Here is a 25,231-nt window from a genome sequence, read left to right as displayed (position 1 = left end):
TGGTCCGATGCAGAGCTGCCCGGCGAATTCCGCGACCTGCTGATCCCGCGCTCACCGAGCAACGGTGCCCACAGTGTGAAAACGAACAATTCGGAACGTTTCACGATTGCGGCCCGAATCGGAAAATCCCCCGGCCAGTACACCTGACCAGGGGATTTCACTACTCGGAGCACATCGTGCACCGCATGCTCACAGCGGCGGGAAGCCCGCCGATCCGGTGGCCATCCAATTCCAGAACATCGCCGCGCGATTGGCGAGCAATGCCACGATGTCGAGCACAACGCTTCCCATGAATCTTCCTCACAAATCGAACGATCTCGTGCGGCACCCAGGGTAACGGACCGATAAACAAGAGTCGAAACTCCGATTGCCCGCAAAAGCACGAATCCCCCGGCCGAAAGACCGGGGGATTCGCGACACCCGGGGACTAGACGCAGGCCAGCGCCTTCGCCTCACGACGACGGCGGTGCAGGATCGGCTCGGTGTACCCGTTGGGCTGCTTGGTGCCCTCCAGGATGAGCTCCTTGGCCGCCTGGAACGCGATGCTGCCGGCGAAGTCCGGCGCCATCGCCCGGTAGTTCGGATCACCCGCGTTCTGCCGGTCGACGACGGGGGCCATCCGCTCCAGGCTCGCGACCACTTCCTCTGCGGTGACGATGCCGTGGCGCAGCCAGTTGGCCATCAGCTGGCTGGAGATGCGCAGGGTCGCACGGTCTTCCATGAGCGCGACGTCCTTGATGTCGGGCACCTTCGAGCAGCCGACGCCCTGGTCGATCCAGCGCACCACGTAGCCGAGGATGGACTGCGAGTTGTTGTCCAGCTCCTGGCGCTTCTCCTCGTCGGTCCAGTTCGGCGCGGCGGCCAGCGGGATCTCCAGGATCTCGTCGACGGTGGCGCGGCGACCGCCCTTGGCGATCTCCTGCTGCCGCTTGAACACATCGACCAGGTGGTAGTGCGTGGCGTGCAGGGTGGCGGCGGTGGGCGAGGGCACCCACGCGGTGTTGGCGCCCGCGCGCGGGTGACCGATCTTCTGGGTGAGCATGTCGGCCATCAGGTCCGGCATGGCCCACATGCCCTTGCCGATCTGCGCCTTGCCGGGCAGGCCTGCCGCGAGGCCGGTGTCGACGTTCCAGTCCTCGTAGGACAGGATCCACTGCTGGGACTTCATGTCCGCCTTGCGGACCATGGGCCCGGCCTCCATGGAGGTGTGGATCTCGTCGCCGGTGCGGTCGAGGAAGCCGGTGTTGATGAACACCACCCGCTCGGCGGCGGCCTGGATGCAGGCCTTGAGGTTCACCGTGGTGCGGCGCTCCTCGTCCATGATGCCGACCTTGAGGGTGTTGCGCTCCAGCCCGAGCACGTCCTCGATCCGGCCGAACAGCTCGTTGGTGAACGCGACCTCGTCGGGGCCGTGCATCTTCGGCTTCACGATGTAGACCGAGCCGGTGCGGCTGTTCTTCAGCTGCACGTCCTCGGCCAGGCTGTGCTTGGCGATCAGCGAGGTGATCAGGCCGTCCATGATGCCCTCCGGCACCTCGCTGCCCTCGGCGTCCAGGATGGCGTCGGAGGTCATCAGGTGACCGACGTTGCGCACGAACAGCAGCGAACGGCCGTGCAGCACCAGCTCGCCGCCGTCCAGCGCGGTGTAGACCCGGTCGGGGTTCATGGTGCGGGTGAAGGTCTTCTCGCCTTTGGTGACCTTCTCGGCGAGATCGCCCTTCATCAGGCCGAGCCAGTTGTGGTAGCACAGCACCTTGTCCTCGGCGTCCACCGCGGCGACCGAGTCCTCGAAGTCCATGATCGTGGTGACGGCGGACTCCAGCACGACGTCCTTCACACCCGCGGTGTCGGTGCTGCCGATCGGGGACTGCGGGTCGATCTGGATCTCGATGTGCAGACCGTTGTGCTTGAGCAGCACCGAGCTCGGCGCCTCCGGGTCGCCGAGGTAGCCGACCAGCTGGGACGGGTCGGCCAGACCGATGCTGGTGCCGTCCTCCAGGCCGACCTCGAGCTCGCCGTCGACGATCTTGTAGGACGTCGAGCCGATGTGCGAACCGGTGATCAGGGTGACCGAGTCGTCGAGGAAGTTGCGCGCCCACTCGATGACCTTGTCGCCGCGCACCTTGTTGTAGCCGGCGCCCTTCTCCGCGCCGCCCGCCTCGGAGATGGCGTCGGTGCCGTAGAGCGCGTCGTAGAGCGAGCCCCAGCGCGCGTTGGCGGCGTTGATCGCGAAACGGGCGTTCATCACCGGCACCACCAGCTGCGGGCCCGCGGTGGCCGCGATCTCCTCGTCCACGTTCTGGGTGGTGATCTGGAAATCGGCGGGCTCGGGCCGCAGGTAGCCGATCTCGGTCAGGAAGTTCTTGTAGGCGGCCTTGTCGTAGTTCGCGCCGGGGTGCTCCGCGTGCCAGGCGTCGACCTTGCCCTGGATCTCGTCGCGTTCGGCCAGCAGAGCGCGGTTGCGCGGAGCGAGATCATTGATGACCTGCTCGGCGCCGGCCCAGAACGCGGCGGAATCCACGCCGGAACCGGGGAGCGCCTCGTTCTCGACGAACTCGTGGAGAACGCGTGCCACCTGGAGCCCGCCGACCTGAATCCGCTCTGTCATCTACTGCCTCACTTCCGGGAAAGCCGAGTGGGAAAACAGTGCCATGTTACCCATGGGTAGCGGTGTGACCGCGCGCCGGGTCGCCCAGGCCCTGTGCCCGAATCCGTCCGCCACGCCGAGGCGAGCTGGTCGGGCACCCGGCGGGTCGTGAGCCGTCGGCGGTCGGCCGGACAGCCCCTTGATCCTAACGTGCGCCCGATTTAATGTACTGATCGGAACATTTCCGAGCGCAGGAGTCGAGTTGTCACTCACCGACAAGGTCGTCGTCGTCACCGGGGGAAGCCGGGGGCTGGGCAAGCAGATGGTGCTCGCGTTCGCCGAGGCGGGCGCGGACGTGGTGATCGCCAGCCGCAAGCTGGACAGGTGCGCCGCACTGGCCGATGAGGTGCAGGAACGGTTCGGCCGCCGCGCCCTGCCGGTGGCCTGCAACGTCAGCGACTGGGCCCAGTGCGACGCCTTGGTGCAGACCGTCTACGACGCGTTCGGCCGGGTGGACGTGCTGGTCAACAACGCGGGCCTGTCACCGCTGTATCCCAGTCTGGACCAGGTCACCGAGGCGTTGTTCGACAAGGTCATCGGCGTGAACCTCAAAGGACCGTTCCGGTTGTCGGCGCTGATCGGCAGCCGGATGGCGGCCGGCGGCGGCGGCGGCTCGATCATCAACATCTCCTCGATCGAGGCGATCAGGCCGGAGCCCTTCGCGGTCCCCTATTCGGCGGCCAAGGCGGGTCTCAACGCCCTGACCGGCGGACTGGCCCAGACGTTCGCGCCGAACGTGCGGGTCAACACCATCCAGTGCGGGCCGTTCGAGACCGATATCGCCACGGCGTGGCCCGACGAGCTGCGCGCGGAGCTCACGAAGCACAACGCCCTGCGCCGGGTCGGCAAGCCGGAGGAAATCGTCGGGGCGGCTTTGTTCTTCGCCACCGAGGCCTCCGCGTTCTGCACCGGAGCCACCCTCGCGATCGACGGGGGATGGCGATGAAGGCGCTGACTTACGAAGGACCGCGGGAGATCTCCTACGGCGAACGGCCCGATCCCGTCCTGCCAGGATCCGACGGCGCGATCGTCCGGGTCACCGCGGCGGGCATCTGCGGCAGCGACTTGCACATCTACGCCGGCCACGGATTCGTCGCGGGCGCCGGTTACGGCGTCGGGCACGAAGCGGTCGGCGAGATCGTGGAACTGGGCCCGTACACCCGCGGCTTCGCCGTCGGCGACCGCGTGCTGGTCGCCGCGTCGGCCGGGTGCGACGGCTGCGCGCAGTGCCGCGCCGGAATCGTCACCGCGTGCGCTCGCCACCCGCTGCCGGTTGACGCCTGCTACGGGCTCGGCGGCGCGCTGGAAGGGTGCCAAGCCCAGTTGCTGGCCGTCCCGCACGCCGCGGGCAACCTGGCGAAGCTGCCCGGCGAGGTGAGCGACACCGCCGCCGTCGTGCTCACCGACAACGCGCCCACCGCCTGGTACGGGGCCCGCCGCGCCCGCATCGCGCCGGGCGACACCGTGGTGGTGATCGGACTCGGTCCGGTCGGGCTCATGGCGGTCCAGTCCGCGTTCGCGATGGGCGCGGCCCGGGTGCTCGGCGTCGATCTGCTCGCCGAGCGCCGCGAGCGCGCCGCCGATCTCGGCGCCGAGCCGGTCGAGTCGGACGATCCGAAGCAGGCGATCCGCGAGATGTCGCGCGGCGGAGCGGATGTCGCGATCGAAGCGGTCGGAGCCGACGAAACGATCAAGCTGGCGATCAGCGCCGTCGGGCACGGTGGCCGGGTCAGTGTGATCGGTGTGAGCCACAACCGCGCCTATCCGTTCCACCTGATGGCGGCGCAGGTGAAGGACCTCGAATTCCACATCGGGCTGTGCTCGATCCAGTACGAGCTGCCCACGCTGCTGAAACTCACCGCGGGCGGCAGGCTGCGCCCCGAGGCGGTGGTCACCCACCACCTCCCGATGTCCGAAGGAGCCGCCGCCTACCGTCTGTTCGCCGAGCGGGCCGACGGGGTCGGCAAGATCGTGCTGGACCCTTCGGCATGACCGCCCCGTCGCGCAGGCGGGGCCGTCCGCCCGCGGCCGAATCGACGGCGAGCGACACCAGGGCGCGCATCGTGCGGGCCGCGATCGAGTTGTTCGCCGAGCAGGGCTTCCACGGCACCGGCGTGGCCGAGATAGGCGAGCGCGCCGACGTGCAGCGCGGCGCGCTGTACTACCACATCGGTTCCAAAGAAGAGCTGCTCTGGCAGATCCTGCGCGACTACACCCAGCTCATGCTGGCCGAGGCCGAACAGATCGCCGACGGCCCCGGCGATCCGATCACCAAACTGCGCGCGCTGATCCACAGTCATGTGCGGCTGATCATCCGTCATCAGCGCGAGGTGTCCATCCAACTGCGCGACGTCGGCGCGCTCACCGGCGAGCGCGCCGCGCAACTGCAGGACCTGCGCGACCGGGTGCAGCACTGCTGGCAGCGCGTGGTCGACGCAGGTCATGCCGAAGGGCTGCTGCGCACCGACGACCACGTGGTCACCAACAGCGTGCTCGGCATGCTCAACACGGTGTCGTTCTGGTACCGCCCGCGCGGCGGACGCTCCCCCGGCGAGATCGCCGACATCCTCGCGACCACTTTGCTCGACGGCGTGGTGACCGGCACCGCGCGGGACACGAAAGGCTGACCATGGCTTGGGATTTCGAGACCGACCCGGAATACCAGCGCAAGCTGGACTGGGCCGCGGAGTTCGTTCGCACCGAAGTGGAGCCGCTGGACCTGCTCTACCCCAATCCGTACGACCGCACCGACCGCGAGGCGATGGCGCTGATGCGGCCGTTGCAGGAGCGAGTCAAGGAGCAGGGCCTGTGGGCCTGCCACCTCGGGCCGGAGCTGGGCGGCCCCGGCTACGGGCAGATGAAGCTCGCTCTGCTCAACGAGGTGCTCGGCACCTCGGTGTGGGCGCCGTCGGTATTCGGCTGCCAGGCGCCGGATTCCGGCAACGCGGAGATCCTCGCCCACTACGGCACGCCCGAGCAGAAGAAGACCTATCTCGAGCCGCTGCTGGCCGGGGAGATCGGCTCGTGCTACGTGATGACCGAGCCGACCGGCGGCTCGGACCCGACGCTGTTCCGGACCCGCGCGGTGCGCGACGGCGACGAGTGGGTGATCAACGGTGAGAAGTGGTTCAACTCCAACGCGGAGTTCGCCGCCTTCCACATCGTGATGGTGGTGACCGATCCCGAGGTCAGCCCGTACCAGGGCATGTCGATGTTCATCGTGCCCGCGGGCGCGCCCGGGCTGGAGATCGTGAAGAACTACCACGTGGCCGGGTTCAGCGAGCACGAAGGCCACTTGCGGTTCACCGACGTCCGCGTCCCGGCCGACCATCTGCTCGGCGCGGAGGGCGAGGGTTTCGTCGTCGCGCAGACCCGCTTGGGCGGCGGGCGGGTGCACCACGCGATGCGCACGGTCGCCATGGTGCGCAAAGCGTTCGACATGATGGCCGAGCGGGCGGTCTCGCGCCCGATGCGCGGCGGTCCGCTGGCCGGGTTGCAGATGACCCAGGAACGCATCGCCGACAGCTGGATCGAGATGGAGCAGTTCCGGTTGCTGGTGCTGCGCACGGCCTGGCGCATCGACAAGGAGCAGGACTACAAGAAGGTGCGCAAGGACATCGCCGCCATCAAGGTCGCCATGCCGAAGGTGATGCACGACATCGCCCAGCGCGCGCTGCACCTGCACGGCGCGCTCGGCGTCAGCCAGGACCTGCCGTTCGTCGACATGCTCAGCTACGCGGAGGTGATGGCCATCGCCGACGGACCGACCGAGGTGCACAAGATCACCCTCGCGAAGGAGGTCCTGAAGGACTACGCCCCGGGCGACCCGGTGTACCCGAGCGGATACCGGCCCGCGCTGCGCGAGAAGGCCCGCGAACTGGTCGCCCGGCGTCTCGAGCACGTCGTGGGGAATCTCTGACGGAGTTCACGACGCGCGCCGGGCGGCCGCCCCCATGGGCGCGGGGTCCGCGTACCCCGCGACGGGGCTGAGCCGCAGCACCGACGGCATCCGGCGGGTGAGCGCGGGCGGACCGGTGAAGGCCACCCGGCCCGCCCGCAGCGCGTGCGCCAGCGGCAGCCGCCCCAGCCACACCTGGTACAGCGAGGCGACGTCGGAGCTGATCGCGACGTCCACCGGATAGCCGGGATCGGATTCGCAGACCGAGGGCACGCCGGCCTCGATCACGATCCAGAAGCGGCGCAGGTCGTCGGTGAAGCGCACGTGCAGCACGTGGCGACGGCCAGGGAACGACGAGGTGTCGACCCTGGTGTGCATCCACCACACCAGCAGGGCCGGGTCGCGCTCGTCGTCGCGCGGCGCGCCGAAGGTCCAGCGCGCGCCCCATTCGCCGAGGCCGAACAGGATCGGTTCCAGGTCCCGTCCGGCGTCGGTGAGCAGGTACTCCCCGCCCGGTTTCGCCACCAGCCCGGCTCGCTCGAACTGCCGCAGGCGTTTGGCGAGCAGGCTGCGCGACAAGCCGGGCAGGCCGCGCGCGAGGTCGTTGAACCGGGTGGTGCCCAGCAGCAGGTCGCGCAGGATGAGCAGCGACCAGCGCTCGCCCACCATCTCGAGCGCCCGGGAGATCGGGCAGTACTGGCCGTAACTCGGCGTCGAAGTCGTCATGGCACCTCGCGAACGGGTCTCGTCGGCGGACCGGGGCGGTCCACTTTCTGCACTATCCGGTTATCGCGGCCGTTCCTAACTTCGAAACATGACCACTACAGCTCCTGCCCCCACCGACGTCACCACCGACTGGATCGCCCGCGCACGCCGCGTCGGCGAAGCCCTCCGTCCCGAGGTCGCCGCCCGCGACCGCTCCGGCGAGCTCTCCCTCGCCGCCTTCGGCTCGCTGCGCGAGAGCGGGCTGTCGGCGGCTCTCGTTCCCGCCGAGTTCGGCGGCGGCGGGGTCACGCACCGCGAGATGGGCGCGATCCTGCGTGAACTCGGCCGCCACGATCCCTCCACCGCCGTCGCGTTCGCGATGCACACCCACCTGGTCGCCGCCCAGGTGTGGCGGCACAACCACGGCATCGATGCCGCGCCGCTGTTCGCCAAGGTGGTCGCGGGCGCGATCCTGGTCAGCACCGGCGCCTCCGACTGGGTCGGCTCGGGCGGACGCGCCGAGCGGGTCGAGGGCGGCTACCGGGTGCACGCGCGCAAAGCGCCGGCCAGCGGATGTGAGGCGGGCACCGTCCTGGTGACCAGCGTGCGCTGGGACGACGCACCCGGCGGGCCGCAGGTGCTGCACTGCGCGATCCCGTTCGCCGCCGAAGGCGTGCGAATCGAGAAGACCTGGGACACTCTGGGTTTGCGGGCCAGCGGTTCGCACACCGTGGTGCTCGACGATGTGTTCGTGCCCGACGCGGCGGTCTCGCTCATCCGCCCGGCGACCGTGTGGCCGCCGCTGTTGAACGTCGTCATCGGCGCGGCGATGCCGCTGGTGATGGCGGCCTACCTCGGCATCGCCGACGGCGCGGTCGACCTGGCCACCGCGCTGGCGGCGGGCCGGGCCGACGCGCCGACCGTCCAACTGGCCGGTGAGATGGCCACCGCGCACACCACCGCCGGCGATCTCGTGGACGCCATGTTCACCGGGTCGGAGAATCTGCGTTTCGCCAACACCGATCAGTACGCGAGCCGGACGCTCAGCCGTAAGACCGCCGCCGCGGACGCGCTCGTGCGGACCGTCCGCCTCGCCATCGAAACCGTCGGCGGACTCGGCTTTTCGCGCGACTGCGAACTGGAAATGCGCTACCGCGACGTGCACGGCTGCCTGTTCCACCCGCTGCCACGGGCCAAGCAGACCCACTTCACCGGTCACGTCCTGCTCGGGCACTCCCCGATCGGATGACGTCCTTTCCGCCAACGCCACCCCCGCTCGCCCCCATACTCGGATGGGGGCGAGTTTCCCCACGTAGTGCACCAGCCCTTCCGGTCCCGCGACGACACTTCGAGGAGCAGCCATGGCGTCCGCACGGAGCATCGCTCGATCGCCGATCACCTGGGTGACGGTGACACTGCTGATCGCCGGCCTGGGCGCGGGACTGGCCGCATTCCAGCCGTGGCGGCTGTTCACCGACACCACCGTGCAGGAGGCCGCGCCGTCGGCTTCCCCAGCGCCGGGCTCCGGCGGGCCGTCGCAGCCGCGCACCATCGCCGAGGGCGCCTTCATCTCACACGAGCACACCACCACCGGCGCCGTCACCGTCTTGCTGCTGCCCGACGGCAGCAGAGTGCTGCGATTGACGGACCTCGACACCTCCGACGGCCCCGACCTGCACGTCTGGCTCACCGACGCGCCGGTGCGCGCGGGCCGCGACGGGTGGTTCGTCTTCGACGACGGCGACCACACCGATCTGGGCAAGCTCAAAGGCAACCACGGCTCGCAGAACTACCCCATTCCCGCCGATGCCGACCTGGCCCGGCTGACCAGCGTCGCGATCTGGTGCGACCGGTTCGACGTGTCCTTCGGCGCGGCCGAACTGCGACCGGCCTGACCCACCGCGCCGCCGCCGGAAAATGACCCGACAACGGCGGGTGCGCTGTGCCACCATGTGTTTCGACACCGGTCACCGCCTCGAGGTGGCCGCAGAGCAGTGGAGAGGAGGGGCGGCAGTGATCCCGGAGACGACGAAGCGAATGAATGCCATCGCGGCGTGCTCGTCGGCCGCGGGCGACGCGCTCGGCAGGCCGTTGCGCGCGCGGCACGACGAACCGGTCGGCAGCCGCCTCCAGATCCTCGGCTGATCGCCGCGACTCTGCTCATTCGCTCCCGCTCGCACGAAACATGGTGATTCCCATGACCTTTTGCCGTGCCGCCGATCAGGCGGCGATAACCGCCGACAATTGGATACACACCGGGGTACTCGTGCTGAACGCCTCCTACGAGGCGCTCGACGAGATCAAGGCCGACCGGGCCGTCGTGCTGCTGGTCGCCGGAGCGGCGGAGTCCGTCGCCGACCGCGAGCCGCGTTTCCCGATCCGGTCCCGGCACGTGGAAATCGCTCTGCCGCAGTCTATTCGGTTGCTGCGCTACGTCTACCTCGAGCACACCGTACTGGTGCACGACGAGAGCAGGGCCACCTTGGCGGGCGTGCTGCGCCGCGACCGGAACCGGTGCGGTTACTGCGCCGGGTGGGCGCGCACCGTCGACCACATCCGCCCACGGTCGCGGGGCGGTCCGAACACCTGGAGCAACCTCGTGGCCTGCTGCGCGCCGTGCAACACGGCCAAGGCGGACCGCACCCCGGAGGAGGCGGGCATGCGCCTGCTCTGGGAGCCGAAGGCCCCCACCCACCGGATCCGGCAGCAGCGCCGGATCTGGAAGCAACTCGCCGCGACCTGACCACGACCCGAGAAAGGAGAAGATCGCGATGACGCGCACCGAGACCACCGCCGTCGCGGAGCTGACCCTGGCCGACCTGCTCCCGCTCTCGGATTCCCGAGGGTGGCACCGGGCGGCCTGCCGCGGCGACCCGAACCACGAAGCCTGGTTCCCGTACCCATCTCAGGACTTCGACTACGCCCGGGAAGTCTGCGCCCGCTGCCCGATCCGGGATGCCTGTGGCGAATTCGCCGCCCGTACGGGGCAATCCGGCGTGTGGGGCGGACACGAGTTCGACCGCGGACGAGTCATCCGCGACTGAGGAGTCCCGCCGTCGTGCCGTCCGGCGCGGCGGGGGGACAGCGCGACCGCGCCGCACCCGTGCCGGTGCGGGGGAGCCTCGACGACTTCGCCCGGCGCCGGTGACCATACACTGAGCGCGTGGGCACTCATCGCAGCGCAACCAGATCCCGGGGCGTCAGCAAAGGTCCGGTTATCGCAGTGCTCGCTGTTGCGTTACTGGCCGCGATCGTCGTCGGCTGGTTCCAGTTGCGCGATCGCGCGGCGAATCAGGACAGCGCGGCGGCGGCCGAATGCGTGGAGGGGCCCGCGACGCTCTACGTCACCGCCGATCCCGGGATCGCCGCGCAGGTGCGCGCCGCCGCCGACGGCTACAACGCCACCCAGCCGAAGGTGCGCGACCACTGTGCGCGGGTCGAGGTGACCGCGCAGCCGTCCGCCGCGGTCGTTTCCGCGTTCACCAGCGGCAAGCCGTGGGATCAGGCGCTCGGCCCGCAGCCTGCGCTATGGATCGCCGATTCCACCCGCTCCATCGAGTCCATGCGGGTTCCCGGCCTGATCGAGGGCACGCCGGTGTCCGTCGCCGCCAGCCCGATCGTGCTCGCCGTGCCGGAGGACCTGCGTCGCGCCCTGGAGCAGGCCGACGCGTCCTGGGGGGATCTGCCGCGATTGCAGCAGGGCTCGCTCGGCGAGATCGGCCTGAACGGCTGGGGCGGGCTGCGGATGGCCCTGCCCGCGGGTGACGCCACGCTCGCCGCGGCCACGGCGGTCGGCTCCGCGGTCTCGGGCGCGGAACCGCTCAGCGAGCAGGCCGCGCGGTCCGGCCAGGTGGTCGCCGCGATCTCCGGGCTCGCCGCCGACGCCCCCGAAGCGTCCGACGCCGCGGCCGCGCTGACGCGGCTCACGGCACAGGACGGACCCGTGCACGCGATTGCCGCTACCGAACAGCAACTGAAGGGGTTTCCCGGCGTCGCGGCGTTCCGGCCCGCCGGGTCCGCGCTCGTGGCCGACTACCCGGCCGCCTTGATGTCCGGCGCGTGGGTGGACAAGACGCAGAACCTCATCGCCGGACGGTTCACCGACTACCTGCGCAAGCCCGAGCAGGCGCAAGCCTTCGTCGCGGCGGGATTCGCCTCGCCGCAGACCGCGGCCGCCGTCCCGCCCCGTGGCGCGCTCGACAAGGTGCGCGCCACCCTGGCCGACCCCGTCCTCGGCGTGCGGTCCACCGCCCTGGTCGACGTGTCGGCGTCGATGGGGACCGCGGAGGGCGCCACGACCCGTCTGGCGAACGTCCTGGCCGCGCTGAATTCCACGATGACGGTCATGCCACCCGAGTTCGGGCTCGGTGTGTGGACCTTCGGCAAGAACCTCGACGGCAGCACGCCGTACCAGGTGGCCGCCGCCACCGCCCCGCTGACCACCGACCAGCGCACGAAGATCGGCACCGCGCTGAGTTCGGTTCGCCCGAGCGAGAACCGATCGGACCAGGCCTACCCGTCGCTGATCGCGGCGTACAAGAGCGCCGTCGCCGGGTACACGCCGGGCCGCACCAATTCGGTGCTGCTGATCACCGACGGACCCGACGACGATTCGTCGGTCACCGGCACCCAACTGGCGGCGGACATCACCGCGGCGACCGACCCCGCCCGGCCGGTGCGGGTGGATGTCGTCGTGATCGGCGGCAACGGCACCCAGACACTCCAGGACCTGGCGAAACAGACCGGCGGAAGCTACACCCGGCTGACCACCTCCGACGACATCGGCTTCGGCTCCGCCGTCGTCAAGGCTCTCACCACGCCGTAGCGCCCTGCTCTGCGGAAGACCGAACTCTCACCAGTCCATGCACGACGCCGTCGGCAGCGCGGGCGGCTGACCCGATCCGGCGAACACCTACGCGAAGGCGGCCGCCGCGCGGTGAGGCAGATACGCGACCGGACCGGTGGTCAGTCCGCGTACGCCTCCAGCGGCGGACAGGCGCACATCAGGTTCCGGTCGCCGTAGGCGCCGTCGATCCGGCGCACCGGCGGCCACACCTTCGCCCTGGCATGCCCGAGGCCACGGGGATACACGGCGACTTCCCGGCTGTAGGGGTGATCCCACTCGCCCACCAGCGACGCCGCGGTGTGTGGCGCGCCGCGCAGCGGGTTGTCGGTCACCGGCCACACCCCTGCGGCGACCTGGTCGATCTCCGCCCGGATCGCGATCATCGCCTCGATGAAATCGTCCAGTTCGGCGAGGTTCTCGCTCTCGGTGGGCTCGACCATCAACGTGCCGGCCACCGGGAAACTCATCGTCGGCGCGTGGAACCCGTAATCGGCCAATCGTTTCGCCACATCGTCGACGGTGACGCCGGTGCGTTTGGTGATCTCGCGCAGGTCCAGGATGCACTCGTGCGCCACCATGCCGCGCTCGCCGGTGTAGAGCACCGGGAAGTACTCGTCGAGCCGCCGCGCGATGTAGTTCGCCGAAGCGATCGCCGACAGCGTGGCGCGACGCAGCCCGTCGGCGCCCATCATGCGGATATAGGCCCAGGTGATCGGCAGAATCGAAGCCGAACCGTACTTCGCCGCCGACACCGCGTGCGACCCCGTTTCCAGCGGATCGCCGGGCAGGTACCGCGCCAGGTGCGCGCGCACCGCCACCGGACCGACCCCGGGGCCGCCGCCACCGTGCGGGATGCAAAAGGTCTTGTGCAGGTTCAAATGGCTCACGTCGCCGCCGAAGCGGCCCGGCCGCGCGAGTCCGACCAGCGCGTTCAGGTTCGCGCCGTCCACGTAGACCTGTCCGCCCGCGTCGTGCACCAGCGCGCACAGCTCGGCGACCTCGTGCTCGTACACGCCGTGCGTGGACGGATAGGTGATCATGATGCAGGCCAGGCGATCGGCGTGATCGGCGATCTTGGCGCGCAGGTCGTCGAGGTCGACGTCGCCGTTGGCGCGGCACTTCACCACCTCCACCCGCAGCCCGGCCATGGCCGCCGACGCCGCGTTGGTGCCGTGCGCGCTCGACGGGATGAGGCAGGTGTCGCGATGGGTGTCGCCGCGATCGAGGTGGTAGCGGCGGATCGCCAGCAGTCCCGCGTACTCGCCCTGGCTGCCCGCGTTGGGCTGCAGGCTCACCGAGTCGTAGCCGGTGATGTCCGACAGCCAGCGTTCCAGGTCAGCGATCACCCGCAGCAGACCGGGCGCGTCCTCGACCGGCGCGTAGGGATGCACCCGCGCGAATCCGGGCCAGGTGATGGCCTCCATCTCGGCGGTGGCGTTGAGCTTCATGGTGCAGGAGCCCAGCGGAATCATGCTGCGGTCCAACGCGATGTCCTTGTCGGACAGTGCGCGCAGATACCGCAGCATCGCCGTCTCGGTCCGGTACTTCGTGAACGCCGGGTGGGTCAGGAACTGCGAGGTCCGGTTCTCGATCGCCGCGACCGGCGCGGGCGCACCGGATTCGGCGGACACCGCGGTACCGAAGGATTCGAGCACGGCCGCGACGTGCGCGTCGGTGGTGGCCTCGTCACACGCGATGCCGACGTGGTCGGCGTCGACCAGGCGCAGATTGATCCCCCGCGACTTCGCTTTCGCCACAACGGCTTCCGCGCCGCCGGGCACGTGCGCCAGCACGGTGTCGAAGAAGCTGTCGTGCACCACGGCGCCGTCCAGCCCGGCCGCGATCGCCGCGGCGTGCCCGTGCACCCGGCGAGCGATCGCCCGCAGCCCGTCGGCGCCGTGGTAAGAGGCGTACATGGCGGCCACGACGGCCAGCAGCACCTGCGCGGTGCAGATGTTCGAGGTCGCCTTCTCCCGGCGGATGTGCTGCTCGCGGGTCTGCAAGGCGAGCCGGTAGGCCACGGCGCCGTCCGCGTCCACCGAGACGCCGACCAGGCGGCCGGGCAGCTGGCGGGCGTGCGCCTGCCGCACCGCGAGGTATCCGGCGTGCGGGCCGCCGAAACCGAGCGGGACGCCGAAACGCTGGGTGGTGCCGAAGCACACGTCGGCGCCCTGCTCACCGGGCGGCGTGATCAGCGTCATCGCCAGCAGGTCGGCCCCGACCGCCACCAAGGCGCCGCGCTCGTGTGCCGCGGCGATCACCTCGGTCAGGTCGACGATGCGGCCGGACGCGCCAGGCGTCTGCGCGAGCACACCGAAGAACTCCCCCTCCGGCAGCTCACCGGCCGACAGGTCCGCCTCCACGATCTGCAGGCCGAGCGGTTCGGCTCGGGTGTAGAGCACGGTCCTGGTCTGCGGGAACAGGTCGCGGTCGACGACCAGCCGGGCGGACTTCGATTTGCCCGCGCGTCGCAGCAGCGTCATCGCCTCGGCGGCGGCGGTGGCCTCGTCCAGCATGGACGCGTTGGCGACATCCATGCCGGTCAACTCCGACACCATGGTCTGGAAGTTGAGCAGCGCCTCCAGCCTGCCCTGGCTGATCTCGGGTTGATAGGGCGTGTAGGCGGTGTACCAGGCGGGATTCTCCAGCAGATTGCGCACCAGCACCGGCGGGGTCAGCGTGTCGTAGTAGCCGAGCCCGATCATCGAGGTGGCCACGGTGTTGGACGCGGCCAGTTCGGCGAGTTCGGCGAGCACCTCGTGCTCGGAGCCCGCGGTGGGCAGCCCGGCCAGGCCGTCGCCGTCCAGGATGCTCGCCGGCAGCGCGGCGGCGGCCAGCTCGTACAGCGACGACACGCCGACGACGTCCAGGATCCGGGCCAGTTCCTCCCGGTCGGGTCCGATATGGCGGTCGGCGAATGAGCGAGTCACAACAGCTCCCAAGGTCGGGCGGGGTCGACCGGGCGGTCGACGGGTACCGGCCCTCCCCCTCTGTCGTGGCGCCTGAGAGATTCGGGTACCCCGACCGGTGGCCGAGCCCCTTTCCCCATGGGCGGGCGGCTCGAAGCCGCCGCTTTCCAGAGGCGCCGAAGCCCGCACGGTCCTTTTTGCCTGAGAGATTGACGGGGAGGTGCTGCTCCTTCGGCGCTCGGACTCGTTTCCGGACCGAGGCTCTCCCGCACGGCGGCGACGCACCGCCAGTCTAAGCCGACGACACGCCGGAGCGCGCCACGGGACCCCGCCCGCCCCGTGTCGTTCTGGTCACTCGTGGACCGAGCCGGCGTCACCCGTCAGATGGCCAGTCCCGCGCGCAGCCTCGTCGCGGCGAGCACGATGGACTCCGCTTGCACGCCGACCAGACGAGCCAGCGGCACCGCGACGCCGGGCGCGTTGTGCTCCACGTCGGCGCACCATCGGTCGAACACCGCGGCGAACCGGTCGCGCTCGACGGCCAGCGCCGGCGCGCCGCCGCGCGCGTACTCCTCCTCCAGCAGGCGCAGCAACATGCCGCCCAGCCGCAGGCGCAGCATCGCGGTCCAGTCGTACTGCTCGACGAAAATCTCGCCCCTGGTCGCGATCCGATCCCGCTGCGGCACGGACTGCCTGCTCACGGCGAGACCGGGCAGCCCGGCGACCAGTGCGCGCACCGATCGTTCGAACGGGCTGCGACCGCTCAATTCACCGTCCACGCGGGCCAGCACCGCGGCGGCGACCTCGGCCATGGCCCGATAGTCGGCGGCCGTGGCGTCGAGCAGGTCGCCGAGCACCCGGTCGCCCGCCGAGCCGTCGCCGATGCGGGAATCCACCCAGAGCGGCAATTCGCAGACCAGGATGGCCGTGCCGTAGCGCGCCGCGTAGTCCCGGCAGCCGCCTCCGCCCAGCGCGGCGACCGCGTCGAGCCCTTGGGCCGCGAGCAGATCGGCCATCGCACCGAACAGCGGCAGCTCGAAGACGCCCGGCGCCAGCGCGCGAGCGCCCGGCGCGTCGGGTTCGCCCTGGTAGATCGGCACGCCCGCGGCGGAAAGCCCGGCGGTCAACGCCGCCCAGTACTCGGGATCGCCGCCGGCGGTGTAGAAGAACCCGCCGCCGAATTCCGCGTTGTGCAGCGAGGCGATCAGCGCGGGCCGGGTGCGGTCGATCAGCGCCATCATCGCCTCCGTCTCCGGCAACGGCACCCCCACTCGCTTGCCGCGCCACTCGGTCGGGAAGCACCATTCCGGCTGCTCGGTCGCCGGTGGGCGGTAGAAGCCGCGTGCCACGCCGGTTCTGGTGTGCGGACCGGCGAACCAGCCCTCGTTCAACCGGGTGCCGTCCGGGTCGACGCACAGCAGGAAATGCCAAGTGGCGCCCACTGTCACCGTCTCGTCCGCCGCCATCCGGCCGAGCAGGTGACGGATCGTGGCCATGCCGATGGGCTCGTTCGGGTGCGGATTGCCGAACACCAGAATGTGCCGGTCGCCGGACCCGATCGTCACCTCCCGGATCGGGTCGCCGCCGCGGGAACGTCCGAGTTCGGTGATCGAGATCCGGTCCGGATGACCGGCCGCCAGCGCGTCGGCGAATCGGTTCAGTTCGTCGACGGTCGGAAACGCGTCGATGCGGCCGATCGGGCCGACGAGCCCGGTGATGTCGCCTGTCTGCACAGCGCCCCCCTCTCGCTGCCACCGTGGCCCTGCTACCCACCGCCGACGGCATGTCCACAACGCACGGCCGGGAGGCTCGACGCCTTGCCCGGCCGTGCGTGCGTTTTGTTCATTTCGTTCCGCGCCGAACCCGCGAATCCTAGCCCGTCTTGCGGTTCATCCGCGCCTTGCGACGGAACGACAGCTCGTCCTCCGGACGTTCGGTGATCGCCGACGCGCGCTCCGCGGGGAAGTTCGCGATGGCGCCGGTCAGCTCCCGCATGGCGCCGCTCACCGCGATCCCGAAGACGCCCTGCCCGCCCTGCAGTAAATCGACGACCTCCTCGGCCGAGGTGCACTCGTACACCGAGGTGCCATCGGAGAACAGCGTGATCCCCGCCAAGTCCTGCACCCCTCGACTGCGCAGATGATCGACGGCGATCCGGATGTTCTGCAGCGAGATGCCCGCGTCGAGCAGCCGCTTGACGATCTTCAGGACCAGGATGTCCTTGAACGAGTACAGCCGCTGACTACCCGAGCCCGCCGCGCTGCGGATGGAGGGCACCACCAGACCGGTGCGCGCCCAGTAGTCGAGCTGCCGGTAGGTGATTCCGGCCACCTGACACGCACTGGGAACGCGATAGCCCACCAGATCGTCGGGTACCGAGTCGTCGGGGAACAGTCCTGGCTGTACCACATCCTGCGATTGCTCTGCCACTGACCACTCCCTTGCTTCGCCGACGCATTCCCAGCCTCATCGATGACCCGGCGCCGTCACCGACCGAATCGGTGCGGATTCGGCCGAAACGGTCGTGGCCCAACTGTCGAGATTACTCCCCACGATTGTCCAGCCAGCGACGTCATCGAGCCAAACGCGACGCGCGGGAAAAGTCTCGACCTCTACTTCAGCTATCGGTCGCCTTGAAGTCGTCGGGAGACACCGACTCCAGGAATTCTTTGAACTTCTCCACCTCGTCCTCGCGCTCGTCCGGCATGACGAGGCCGGCCTCCTCCAGAACCGACTCCTCGGCATGGATCGGGCAACCCACCCGCAAGGCGATCGCAACCGAATCCGACGGCCGCGCCGAGATCCGCAGATCGTTCTCGAAGACCAGATCCGCGTAGAAGGTGCCCTCCTGCAGATCGACGATCCGCACTTCCTTCAGGGTGTGCCCCAACTCGGTGATCAGGACCTTGATCAGGTCGTGCGTCAGCGGGCGGATCGGGGTCACCCCCTCCTGCTCGAGCACGATCGCCGTCGCCTCGGCTTGCCCGATCCAGATCGGCAGATACCGGTCGCCCGCCACTTCGCGGAGCAACAGCACGGGCTGGTTCTGTGGCTGCTCGACACGGATGCCGATCACGCGCATTTCGCTCATCGCACTGCCTCCCATACTCGCCGCCGGCCCGGCATGACCGCTGCAGAGCTCGCCGTACCACGAGTCTAGGCGAACCGGCACCGGTCCAGCGATCCGTCTGCACAGCAGAAATCAGGGTGTTGGATCGCCGCGACCTCCGGGCCGAGGGGCCCGACGGGGGTCAGCCCCCGAGCGAGCCCCGGACCGAGGACTTGACCAGACAGGTGTGCAAGGTCAGCGACAGCGCGGCCAGTTCGCGCACCGTCTCCTCCGCGCGGGCGCGCGCACCAGCGTCCCGGCTCTTCGCGATCGGGGCGACGATCTGCGCCACGAGCGCGGCCTCCCGGTCGGCGGCGAGCTTGAACGCACGCAGATGCCGTGCCTCCAAACCGAATTCGGCCATCGCCCGTGCGGTTTTGGCCAGCGTGACGGCGTCGGCGTCGAAATATCCCGCCGGGCCCGGCGTGATCAAGTTGGCCCGGATGAGGTCGTTGAGGAACTTCTCCTCGATCCCGGCCTGGTCCAGGAGATCGGCGCGGGTGACCCGGATTTCGTGATCGAACCGCAGATCTTCCGGGGAGATCTCGCTCGGCACGACGCCGAGCCTGCGCGGGGCGGCCACCGGGCGCGCACCCCGCTCGGAACCCGGCACGGCCGGTTCGGTGTCGGGCGTGCCCCGCCCGGACTCCGGCGCCCCGGGCCGGACGGAGTGCGCTCGGGCGCGGGCTTCCCGCACGCCGAGCGTCGCCGCACCGCTATCGATCGCCTCGAGCTGTTCCTTGATCACCTTCAGCGGCAGGTACTGGTCACGCTGCGCGGTCAGTACGAACCGGAGCCGTTCCACATCCGCCACGGAGAACCTGCGGTAGCCCGAAGGCGTCCGCTCCGGCCGGATCAGGCCCTCCGCTTCCAGGAAGCGGATCTTGGAGATGGTGACGTCGGGAAAGTCGGGGCGCAGCAGGTCGAGCACGGAGCCGATCGACATCCCTCCGCGTGCCCACTGCGCCGCACCGGTCACAGCGCCGGGTCCTTCATGACTCCGAGCCTTTCATGAGTGCGCGACCCGGCGCCGACGCTGTCATAGACTCCCCGCGCCCGCCGACGAGTCGGACACCTGGGCGCGCGGTCCGGTGAGGAACACCAGCCGGAACTTGCCGATCTGGACCTCGTCACCGTTCTGCAGTTCGGAGGAGTCCACCGGCTCCCGGTTCACATACGTGCCGTTCAGGCTGCCCACGTCGACGACCTGGAAGGAATCGTCGTCCTGTCGGAACTCGGCGTGCCTGCGGCTGACGGTGACGTCGTCGAGAAAGATGTCACTGTCGGGGTGGCGCCCCGCCGACGTGGTCGGCTGATCCAGCAGGAACCGCGAGCCCGCGTTCGGGCCGCGCTTGACGACCAGGAGGGCCGCGCCAACGGGCAGACCCTCGACCCCTTGGACCGGCTGCTCGCCGGTCGGCTCTCCGGAGCGCGACGCGTCGACCTCGTTCAGGAAATCCGCGCGGAAGACCGACGTCGTCTCGGCCGCGGTCTCCCCGTAACCCGGGTCTTTGTTCTCGCTCACCGTTTCTCTCCTCCTCGAACCTGATTATCCATGCAAGCAGGTGATGCCTCTGGCACCACGACCTGCCGTCGAGTCTCTAGATTCCCGGCGCAGCCGCCGGGTGCATCTGTTGGCATTGACCGTACCCTGCCGGGCCGCACCCGTGCAGGTAGAACTGGGAAGGCTGCCTCAGCCCCCGATAACTCCTTGATAACCTGCGGCATCGAGCAGTTCACCGAGCGTCGCGTCGAGACTCGCCGCATCGCCCACCTCCAACTCGAACAGCCATCCGTCACCGTAGGGATCGGTGTTCAACGTCTCCGGCTCCGAGGTCAGCTTGTCGTTCACCGCAACGACTTTCGCGCTCAGCGGCGCGTAGATGTCGGACACGCTCTTGGTCGACTCCACCTCCGCGATGCTGTCCGCGGCGGCCACGTCCGCGTCCGTCTCGGGCAGCTGCACGAACACAACGTCACCGAGTTGAGACTGGGCGTAGTCGGTGATGCCCACCCGCACCCGGGTCGGGGCGATCCGGCGTACCCACTCGTGCTCCTCGGTGTAGCGCAGATCCTCGGGGGTCTGGGTCACAGGCCGTCCTTTCGTTTGAACGTTGCACGCAAACTCTATCGGCTAGGCCGTCCGATGCCCCACAGCCGGTATCGCTCTTGCGACCGCGATGGCTTTGCCGGTATAGAGCACGCCGGTCCAGACATAGACCACGGTGCCCCAGATCAGCAGTGCCCCGCCGAAGGCACGCCCGAAACCGGCGGCAGCCCAGTCCATCTGCCCGGCCAGCAGCCACGGCAGCGCGGACATCAGCGCGAAGGTGGCCGCCTTGCCCAGGTAGATCACCTCCGGCGGGGGCAGGTCGCGGCGCTTGTACACCGACAGCGTCGCGGTGAGCACGAGGTCGCGCCCCACCAGGATCACGGCCACCCACCACGGCATCAGGCCGCGGATCACGAAGGCCGCCAGCGTGGTGACCAGATAGAGCCGGTCGACGAACGGGTCGAGCAGGGCTCCCAGCCGGGAGGACTGCTCGAGCAGCCGGGCGAGCTTGCCGTCCAGGAAGTCGGTGACGCCGCTGACGACCAGCAGAGCGAACGCCCAGCCATCGGCCCGCTCGATCAGCAGCAACCACAGGAACAGCGGGACGCCGAGCAGGCGCAGCACGCTCAGCACGTTCGGCACGGTCAGGATGCGGTCGGCGAAGATGCCCCGCACTCCGCCGTCGGCGGCGCGTTCCTCCGGTTGGGTGGCGCCCGATTCGGTTGTCACGCCCCGTGCATACCCCACCGACCCCGGTCCTCGCCATCCGCACGGGCCGAATTTCCGGATATCGGGGCGGCGTCCCCCGTGCGAGGATGGTTCCCGCCACAGCGCGGCGATGACAGAATGATTTGAAATATTTCTCACTGTGTGGCCGGTGAGCGAGAGGAAGTCATGTCCGCATTCGACTACGACGTGGTGGTGATCGGCTCCGGCTTCGGCGGGAGCGTCAGCGCCCTGCGGCTCACCGAGAAGGGTTACCGGGTCGGCGTGCTCGAGTCGGGCCGCCGATGGAACGCCGAGGACATCCCGCGCACGAATTGGAATGTCCGCAAATCGATCTGGGCGCCGCGCCTGGGCCTCACCGGTCCGCAGCGGATCAGCCTGCTCGGCAAGTGCGCGGTCTTCTCCGGCGCCGGCGTGGGCGGCGGCTCGCTGATCTACGGGAACACGCTCTACGAACCCCTGCCGAACTTCTACACCGACCGGCAGTGGGCGCACATCACCGATTGGCGCGCGGAACTGGCGCCCTACTACGACCAGGCCAAGCGCATGCTCGGCGTGGCGCCGAACCCGCGCACGACCCCGGCCGACGAGGTGATCCGGGAGATCGCCGAAGACCTCGGCGTGGCCGACACCTACCATCCGACCGATGTCGGGGTGTTCTTCAACGAGAGCGATCCGGGCACCGAGGTCGACGACCCCTACTTCGGCGGAGCGGGCCCGCGCCGCAACGGCTGTGTGCACTGCGCGCGCTGCTTCACCGGCTGCCCGCACAACGCCAAGAACACCACCACCACGAACTATCTCTACCTCGCCGAGCAGGCTGGTGCGCAGGTTCACCCGATGACCACCGCCACCGCCGTGCGGCCACTGCCCGGCGGCGGGTACGCCGTCGACACCGAGCGCTCCGGCCGCTGGATCCGCAAGCAACGCAGAACCTTCACCGCCGAGCAGGTGGTGTTCGCCGGCGCCGCGCTCGGCACCCAGAAACTGCTGCACAAGATGCGCGACGACGGCGCGCTGCCGCACCTGTCCCCCCGGCTCGGCGAACTCACCCGCAGCAACTCCGAGGCCATCCTCAACGTGGTCAGCCGGGCCCGCCGCGACTTCGCCGAGGGCATCGCGATCACCTCATCGATCCACCCGGAGCCCGACACCCACGTCGAGGTGTGTCACTACGGCAAGGGCCAGAACGCGCTGTTCCCGATGTCGGTGCCGATCGTGGACGGCGGCGCGTTCCGCTTCCTGCGCTTCCTGCTGGCGATCGTGCTGCATCCGCTGGTGTTCCTGCGCAGCCTCGACGCGCGGCACGCCTCGGAGAAGTCGGTGATTCTGCTGATCATGCAGTCGCTGGACAACTCGCTGACCTCGTTCCGCGAACGCGGGCGGCTGCGCACCAGGCAGGGCACCGGCGAGCCGAACCCGACCTGGATCCCGCTGGCCCACGACATCGGCAGGCGGTTCGGCGCGAAGGTCGACGGCGACACCCACGGGCTGATCATGGACGTGTTCGACATCCCGGCCACCGCCCATTACATCGGCGGCTGCGTGATCGGCGACAGCCCGAGCACCGGCGTGGTCGACCCCTACCAACGGGTTTACGGCCATCCCGGCCTGCACGTCGCGGACGGCTCCGCGGTCACCGCCAATCTCGGCGTGAACCCCTCGCTGACGATCACCGCGCAAGCCGAGCGCGCGATGGCGTTCTGGCCCAACCGTGGCGATCCGGACCCGCGACCGGAACTGGGGTCGCCCTACCGGCGCGTCGCCGCGGTGCCGCCCGCGCGACCAGCGGTACCCGCCGCTGCGCCGGGCGCTCTGCGTTTGCCGATCGAGCCCGCACCGCCTCGCATTCCGGCCCAGTGAGGCCGACACCACGCGGCAGGGACGGTTGCCACCGGCTAGCGTGATCCGTCGTGTCAGACAGTGGTATCGACCTGCGCTCCTATGTTCCCGCCGCGGAGGTGCGCGCTCGGGGACACGCGCTGCGTCAGCGGGTTCCGGTCATCGCGCGGGACCGGGAGGCCACCGGAGCCCGGCGTCCCAGCGTGCTCGACTTCGTCGCGGCGAGCAACGCGGGCCGGCTGCCGCATCTGATCCCGCTGCGGATCGGGCGGATGATCGCCTCGCCGTTCACCTTCTACCGGGGTGCGGCGGGCTTGATGGCGGCCGATCTGGCGGGCGGCCCGGACAGCGGTCTCACCGCCCAGCTCTGCGGTGACGCGCACCCGGCGAATTTCGGCCTGTACGGCACCGCGCGCGGCGAGATCATCATGGACATCAACGATTTCGACGAGACCGTGCCCGGCCCGTGGGAATGGGACCTGGAGCGCCTTGCGGCCGGTCTGGTGCTGGCCGGCCGCGAGGCAGGCGCCGACGAGGACGAGTGCCGCACCGCGGCGCGCGACGCCGCCCGTTCCTACCGCCTGGCCGTGGCGGAGCTGGCCGCGATGCCGTTCATGACGTCCTGGTGCGCGCTGCCCGACGAGTCGGTGCTGGCCAGGGCCAAGGCCGACGACCTGCTCGACGACTTCGAGAAGGCGGCGAAGAAGGCCCGCAAGAACACCAGCGCCAAGGTGGTGGCCAAGTGGACCGAGCACCTCGAGGATCACCGGACCGGCATCCGCAAGCACCGCTTCGTCAGCGATCCTCCGATTCTCACCGCGGTGGACGAGCGCGTCGCGGAGGCGGTGATCGGCGGGCTGGAGCGTTACGCCGACACCCTGCCCGAATCGCGGCGCAATCTGCTGGCCCGCTTCGCGGTGTCCGACATCGCCTTCCGGATCGTCGGGACCGGCAGCGTCGGCCTGCACAGTTACCTGGCGCTGTTGCACGGCAACGACGGCGAGGCGCTGGTCCTGCAGGTGAAGCAGGCCGCGACGGCGGCGCTCGCCCCGTTCCTGCCGACGCCCGCCGCCCGGCACGAGGGTGAGCGAATCGTGCGGGGCGCCAGGCTCGTTCAATCCGAGTCCGATCTCCTGCTCGGATGGACGTCCCTCGTCCCGGGCGGAGACGGCGCGGAATTGCCGTTCATCGTCCGGCAATTCCGCAACATGAAGGGCAGCATCGATCCCGCCGAGCTGCCCGCGGACGATCTCGACGACTACGGACGGCTGGCGGGCGCGCTGCTGGCCAGGGCCCATTCCCGCTCGTTGGACCCGCGGTTGCTCTCGGGGTATCTGGACGACGACGAGCGCTTCGACGACGCGGTGGCCGCGTTCGCGGTGCGCTATGCCGACCGCACCGAAGCCGACCATGCCGAACTGACCGAGGCCGTGCGAGCGGGCCGGATCGACGCCGAGGAGCCGGAGTAGCCCGGCCACCGCGCTTCGCGCCCGACACGCCGCCGGGCGGCACTGGCGCGGCGAATCCGTTGCGGCACCTCGTATCCTGTCCACTGTCGAGTGCCGACGTGAAGGGTGGACGCCAATGCTCGTGCGAGTCCAGAACGCCGCAGGCACCAATGCCGAGCGGGCGCTGATCGATTGGCTGCGCACCTGGAAGGACCCCGACAGTCCGCACGGTGTCGCGACCATCACCTGCAGCCTGTTCCACAAGGATCGGCTGCACCAGTTCGATGCCGTGATCTGGACCCCGACCAGTTGCGTGGTGATCGAGGCCGACGCGCTGGTCGCGCGCCAGGACGGCGTGCTCGAGGTCCCGCTGAACGGCGAGTGGACCATCAACGGCGAACCGGTGGCGACGGAGAGCCGCGACCGCCGCACGCCGCTGGACAAGTCGCGCGAGCACACCTTCGCGCTGCAGGAATGGCTGGCCGCCCGCGGCCTCGGGCAGCGGGTGGTGCACGGCGTCGCCCTGCTCGTCCCGATGCCGGGCGCGCAGCTGCAGCTCGAACAGCGGTGGGCCGACCCGAGTTTCGACGTGATCATCGGCGACGATCCGCGGCGGCTGCGGCACTATTTCGACGCGCTCGCCACCGAGGAGAAATTCCTCTGGACGGCCAACGACGTCGCCGTCGCGTTCCGCGGTCTCGGCATCCTGCCCTACCTGCCCGCGCCGCAGGAGTTGCTCAACGAGGGCTTCCTCGGCCCGATCGACATCACGCTCTGGCACGGCGGGCCCAACCAGGCGCAGGCCGAGGCCTACGCGGAGGAACTCGCCCAGGCCGAACGGGAAGCGCAGGCCTCCGGCTTCGTCATCCGGGCGCCCTGGTACAGCCCGTGGAAGCTGTACCCGCGCGAGTCCGGCGACATGGACTTCGGGCGCGCGGTGATGCGCACCGTACTGGCCATCGGCATGGTCGTCGGCTTCGTCTGGGTCGTGTGGTTCCTGGTCACCGCGCTCGCGGCGTACGGACCGGGCTGACCGGCCGCCGGCGAG

General features: G+C 69.7%; 21 protein-coding genes, 1 pseudogene and 1 riboswitch. Of the genes and pseudogenes, 12 read left to right on the top strand and 10 right to left on the bottom strand.

All coding sequences use genetic code 11. The annotated features are described in order from the left end of the window. Positions 1-427: 427 nt before the first annotated feature. Positions 428-2,608, bottom strand: coding sequence for a malate synthase G (locus tag U3653_RS08055; protein ID WP_195079004.1), 2,181 nt, complete (start codon positions 2,606-2,608; stop codon positions 428-430). A gap of 241 nt (positions 2,609-2,849) precedes the next feature. Here U3653_RS08055 and U3653_RS08050 point away from each other — a divergent pair, with 241 nt between their 5' ends. Genes U3653_RS08050 through U3653_RS08035 form a run of 4 tightly spaced genes read left to right on the top strand, consistent with a single transcriptional unit; the run spans position 2,850 to position 6,566 of the window. Then, positions 2,850-3,593: an SDR family NAD(P)-dependent oxidoreductase gene (locus U3653_RS08050; RefSeq protein WP_195079003.1), complete on the top strand. Its 744-nt coding sequence runs from the start codon at positions 2,850-2,852 to the stop codon at positions 3,591-3,593. Next, positions 3,590-4,639, top strand: coding sequence for a zinc-binding dehydrogenase (locus U3653_RS08045; protein WP_195079002.1), 1,050 nt, complete (start codon positions 3,590-3,592; stop codon positions 4,637-4,639). The genes U3653_RS08050 and U3653_RS08045 overlap by 4 nt, the downstream gene beginning before the upstream one ends. After that, positions 4,636-5,274 (top strand): TetR/AcrR family transcriptional regulator, encoded by a 639-nt coding sequence (locus tag U3653_RS08040; RefSeq protein ID WP_195079001.1) that lies wholly within the window; start codon positions 4,636-4,638, stop codon positions 5,272-5,274. Before U3653_RS08045 ends, U3653_RS08040 begins: the two co-directional genes overlap by 4 nt. 2 nt (positions 5,275-5,276) lie before the next feature. Then, positions 5,277-6,566 (top strand): acyl-CoA dehydrogenase family protein, encoded by a 1,290-nt coding sequence (locus tag U3653_RS08035; RefSeq protein ID WP_195079000.1) that lies wholly within the window; start codon positions 5,277-5,279, stop codon positions 6,564-6,566. A gap of 6 nt (positions 6,567-6,572) precedes the next feature. Here U3653_RS08035 and U3653_RS08030 read toward each other — a convergent pair whose 3' ends face one another. Further along, the gene (locus U3653_RS08030) at positions 6,573-7,271 is read right to left on the bottom strand and encodes a winged helix-turn-helix transcriptional regulator (protein WP_195078999.1); all 699 of its coding nucleotides are present in this window, start codon (positions 7,269-7,271) and stop codon (positions 6,573-6,575) included. Positions 7,272-7,359: 88 nt separating this feature from the next. Between U3653_RS08030 and U3653_RS08025 the strand changes: the two are divergent. From U3653_RS08025 to U3653_RS08005, 5 genes and pseudogenes are all read left to right on the top strand, one after another. Beyond that, a pseudogene (locus tag U3653_RS08025) lies at positions 7,360-8,370 on the top strand (acyl-CoA dehydrogenase family protein); the annotation flags it as partial. A gap of 241 nt (positions 8,371-8,611) precedes the next feature. Beyond that, the gene (locus U3653_RS08020) at positions 8,612-9,145 is read left to right on the top strand and encodes a DM13 domain-containing protein (RefSeq protein WP_195078997.1); all 534 of its coding nucleotides are present in this window, start codon (positions 8,612-8,614) and stop codon (positions 9,143-9,145) included. 302 nt (positions 9,146-9,447) lie between these two features. Then, positions 9,448-9,993, top strand: coding sequence for an HNH endonuclease (locus tag U3653_RS08015; RefSeq protein ID WP_323124102.1), 546 nt, complete (start codon positions 9,448-9,450; stop codon positions 9,991-9,993). A 28-nt stretch (positions 9,994-10,021) separates the two neighbouring features. After that, on the top strand, positions 10,022-10,294 hold the full coding sequence (locus U3653_RS08010) for a WhiB family transcriptional regulator (RefSeq protein WP_195078995.1): 273 nt from the start codon (positions 10,022-10,024) through the stop codon (positions 10,292-10,294). A gap of 179 nt (positions 10,295-10,473) precedes the next feature. Beyond that, on the top strand, positions 10,474-12,075 hold the full coding sequence (locus U3653_RS08005) for a VWA domain-containing protein (RefSeq protein ID WP_323124103.1): 1,602 nt from the start codon (positions 10,474-10,476) through the stop codon (positions 12,073-12,075). A gap of 140 nt (positions 12,076-12,215) precedes the next feature. Here the strand turns inward: U3653_RS08005 and gcvP are convergent, their stop codons facing one another. From gcvP to U3653_RS07965, 8 genes are all read right to left on the bottom strand, one after another. Further along, positions 12,216-15,026: an aminomethyl-transferring glycine dehydrogenase gene (gcvP, locus tag U3653_RS08000; RefSeq protein WP_195078993.1), complete on the bottom strand. Its 2,811-nt coding sequence runs from the start codon at positions 15,024-15,026 to the stop codon at positions 12,216-12,218. Between the two features lie 157 nt (positions 15,027-15,183). Continuing rightward, a riboswitch (glycine riboswitch) is annotated at positions 15,184-15,284 on the bottom strand. A gap of 101 nt (positions 15,285-15,385) precedes the next feature. After that, the gene (locus U3653_RS07995; RefSeq protein ID WP_195078992.1) at positions 15,386-16,738 is read right to left on the bottom strand and encodes a M14 family zinc carboxypeptidase; all 1,353 of its coding nucleotides are present in this window, start codon (positions 16,736-16,738) and stop codon (positions 15,386-15,388) included. Positions 16,739-16,877: 139 nt separating this feature from the next. Continuing rightward, positions 16,878-17,435 (bottom strand): MerR family transcriptional regulator, encoded by a 558-nt coding sequence (locus U3653_RS07990; RefSeq protein ID WP_039797830.1) that lies wholly within the window; start codon positions 17,433-17,435, stop codon positions 16,878-16,880. 187 nt (positions 17,436-17,622) lie between these two features. Beyond that, entirely contained in the window at positions 17,623-18,096 is a 474-nt protein-coding gene (locus U3653_RS07985; RefSeq protein WP_159848783.1) for a bifunctional nuclease family protein, read from the bottom strand. A gap of 160 nt (positions 18,097-18,256) precedes the next feature. Further along, a complete protein-coding gene (gene ftsR, locus U3653_RS07980; protein WP_195079413.1) occupies positions 18,257-19,060 on the bottom strand; it encodes a transcriptional regulator FtsR in 804 nt (267 codons plus the stop codon). Positions 19,061-19,153: 93 nt separating this feature from the next. Beyond that, positions 19,154-19,639 (bottom strand): oxoglutarate dehydrogenase inhibitor Odhl, encoded by a 486-nt coding sequence (gene odhI / locus U3653_RS07975; RefSeq protein WP_040866480.1) that lies wholly within the window; start codon positions 19,637-19,639, stop codon positions 19,154-19,156. A gap of 168 nt (positions 19,640-19,807) precedes the next feature. Beyond that, a complete protein-coding gene (gene gcvH, locus U3653_RS07970) occupies positions 19,808-20,206 on the bottom strand; it encodes a glycine cleavage system protein GcvH (protein ID WP_067811038.1) in 399 nt (132 codons plus the stop codon). Positions 20,207-20,248: 42 nt separating this feature from the next. Then, positions 20,249-20,842, bottom strand: a complete 594-nt coding sequence (locus U3653_RS07965; protein ID WP_323124110.1) for a CDP-alcohol phosphatidyltransferase family protein — start codon at positions 20,840-20,842, stop codon at positions 20,249-20,251. 219 nt (positions 20,843-21,061) lie between these two features. Here U3653_RS07965 and U3653_RS07960 point away from each other — a divergent pair, with 219 nt between their 5' ends. The 3 genes from U3653_RS07960 to U3653_RS07950 all read left to right on the top strand — a co-directional run bounded on the left by U3653_RS07960 (position 21,062) and on the right by U3653_RS07950 (position 25,216). Beyond that, positions 21,062-22,756 carry a GMC oxidoreductase gene (locus U3653_RS07960; protein ID WP_195078990.1) on the top strand — a complete coding sequence of 565 codons (1,695 nt, stop codon included), beginning with the start codon at positions 21,062-21,064 and terminating at the stop codon, positions 22,754-22,756. Positions 22,757-22,806: 50 nt separating this feature from the next. Continuing rightward, positions 22,807-24,204, top strand: a complete 1,398-nt coding sequence (locus U3653_RS07955) for a DUF2252 domain-containing protein (protein ID WP_195078989.1) — start codon at positions 22,807-22,809, stop codon at positions 24,202-24,204. 115 nt (positions 24,205-24,319) lie between these two features. After that, a complete protein-coding gene (locus U3653_RS07950; RefSeq protein WP_195078988.1) occupies positions 24,320-25,216 on the top strand; it encodes a nuclease-related domain-containing protein in 897 nt (298 codons plus the stop codon). Positions 25,217-25,231: the final 15 nt, after the last annotated feature.

Origin of the sequence: Nocardia implantans, assembly GCF_035544775.1 — a bacterium.
Taxonomy (GTDB): Bacteria; Actinomycetota; Actinomycetes; order Mycobacteriales; family Mycobacteriaceae; genus Nocardia; species Nocardia implantans.
The sequence above is the reverse complement of the archived record's forward strand: the minus strand, read 5'-3'. Positions and strand labels throughout refer to the sequence as shown.